Genomic DNA, 2299 nt, shown 5'->3' on the forward strand with positions numbered 1-2299 from the left:
GGCGGTGGCGGGGGCCCGGGGGCGTCGGCCGCGGGAAGCGGTGACGGTCCGGGGCCGGGCGCGGACGACGGTCGTGGCCGGGAGGCGGAGCGCGGGGCCGGGGCGGCCGGTGACGAGGACGGTCGGAGGGCGGCGCGGGATGCGGACAGGGACGGGGAGGCTTCGCGTGGGCGGCGGTGAGCGCGGCCGGGGGGTGCCGGTGCGGACGGTGGCGTACGTCGCCAGTGGGGCCGTTCTGCTGGCCGGGTGCGCCTCGATGCCCGACAGCGGGGACCTGCGGGGCGTCGAGTCGACGCCGCGGCAGGACACACAGGTGCGGGTGTTCGCCATGCCGCCCAGTGAGGACGCCACCCCCACACAGATCGTGCAGGGCTTCCTGGAGGCGCTGACCAGTGACGACCCCGACTACAAGACCGCGCGCCAGTACCTGACCCGTGAGGCGGCGAAGACCTGGAAGCCGGAGCTGTCCACCACCGTGCTGTCGGACGGGCCGGGCGCCCAGGCCGACAGCCCGGACCAGCAGGACACCGGTTCCCTGTCCTACACGCTGACCGGGACCAAGGTGGCCACGGTGGACGCGCAGCAGTCGTACGCGCCCGCCTCGGGGTCCTACGACGAGCTGGTGCACCTCACGAAGGACGCCAAGAGCGAGCAGTGGCGCATCGACGCGGTGCCGCAGGGCGTCGTCATGGGCAAGTCGGACTTCCAGCGCAACTACATGTCCGTCAACAAGTACTACTTCGCCTCGGACAGCGCGGGATCGGTGCCGATGACGGTCGCCGACCCCGTCTACGTGCGCAGTCACGTGGATCCCACGACCCAGATGGTGCGCTCCCTCGTCGAGGGGCCCACGACCTGGCTGGACCCCGCCGTCAGGACCGCCTTCCCCGCGGGGACGGCGTTGCGGAAGGGCGCCGGCCCGCTGACCCCGGACGACCGGGGCAGACTGACCGTGCCGCTCAACGACAAGGCGGCCGAGGTCGACACCGGCCGGTGCGAGGAGATGGCGGCCCAGCTGCTGTTCACGCTGCGCACGCTCAGCCCCGCGGTGGACGAGGTCGAGCTGCGGGCCGGCGGCGGGCAGCTGTGCTCGCTCGCCCAGAACGGAGTCGAGCTCGTCGCCACCCGGGGCGCGCTGGACGCGCCCGACCACCTGTACTTCGTCGACGACAAGCACCGGCTCGTGCGGATCACCGCGGGCAGCAGCGACACCCAGCCGGCGCCGGTGCCCGGTGCGCTGGGCGAGGGCGAGAAGGCACTGCGGTCGGTGGCGGTCGCCCGGGACGAGCGGACCGCGGCCGGGGTCGCCATCGACGGCAGGTCGCTGTTCGTCGCCTCGCTGGTGTCGGGGAGTTCCCTCGGGGAGCCCGTGCTGCGCAGCACGGGCAAGACCGAGGAGGACGGGCTGACCACGCCCAGCTGGGACGCACAGGGCGGCCTGTGGGTGGCCGACAGCGACCCCGCCGACCCGCGGCTGTACTTCCTGGAGGAGGGCGCGGGCGAGCCGGTCGAGGTGCGGACGCCGGAGCTGGACGGCCGTGTGCGGGCGGTCCGGGTGGCCGCCGACGGGGTGCGGATCGCGCTCGTCGTGGAGAAGGACGACCGGCGCTCCCTGGTGGTCGGACGGATCGACCGCAGCGGCGGGACGGACGAGCAGCCGGTGGTCACCGTGCTGGACCCGCACTCCGCGACACCCGAACTGGAGCATGTCACGGCCATGTCCTGGGCCGGGGACAGCCGGCTCGTGGTGGTCGGACGCGAGGAGGGAGGCGTGGAGCAGATGAAGTACGTCGAGGTCGACGGCTCCACGCCGGACGTGCCGCCGCCCGCCTCCCTGACCGGGGTCAAGGCCGTCACCGCCTCCGAGGACGAACAGGCGCCGCTGATGGCGTACTCGGTGGACGGGATCGTACGGCTGCCCTCGGGGGCGCAGTGGCAGAAGGTGACGGAGGGGACCGCGCCGGTCTATCCGGGGTGAGCCGGGCCGGCCGGGCCCGTCCCCCGGGTTATCCACAGGGGTGGCCGGGTGCGGCGGGCGTTGGCACAGTGGTCCCATGCGGGACTGGTGGCAGGACCTCACCGACCTGGTGCTCCCGGCCGAGTGCGGCGGCTGCGGCAGACCTCGTACGGTGCTCTGCGCCCGGTGCCGTACGGCGCTGAGCGGGGCCGTGCCGTGCCGGGTGCGGCCGGTGCCCGAGCCGGCCGGGCTGCCGTCGGTGCACGCGGCGGCCCGGTACGCGGACGAGGTGCGCGCCACGCTGCTGGCCCACAAGGAGCGGGGCGCCCTGGCCCTCTCCGG

Annotated in this window: 1 protein-coding gene and 1 pseudogene; both read left to right on the forward strand. The window is 74.4% G+C overall.

Translation table 11 applies throughout. The features are described from left to right. The first annotated feature begins 139 nt into the window (after nucleotides 1–139). Nucleotides 140–1978 (forward strand): LpqB family beta-propeller domain-containing protein, encoded by a 1839-nt coding sequence (locus B7767_RS22670; protein WP_085573810.1) that lies wholly within the window; start codon nucleotides 140–142, stop codon nucleotides 1976–1978. 76 nt (nucleotides 1979–2054) lie between these two features. Then, nucleotides 2055–2299, forward strand: a pseudogene (locus tag B7767_RS22675) (ComF family protein); the annotation flags it as partial.

The organism is Streptomyces sp. 13-12-16, from assembly GCF_002114215.1.
Lineage (GTDB): Bacteria > Actinomycetota > Actinomycetes > Streptomycetales > Streptomycetaceae > Streptomyces.

Coding starts and splice junctions, on each gene's coding strand:
- B7767_RS22670 (WP_085573810.1), top strand. CDS start 140: ATGCGGACAGGGACGGGGAGGCTTCGCGTGGGCGGCGGTGAGCGCGGC.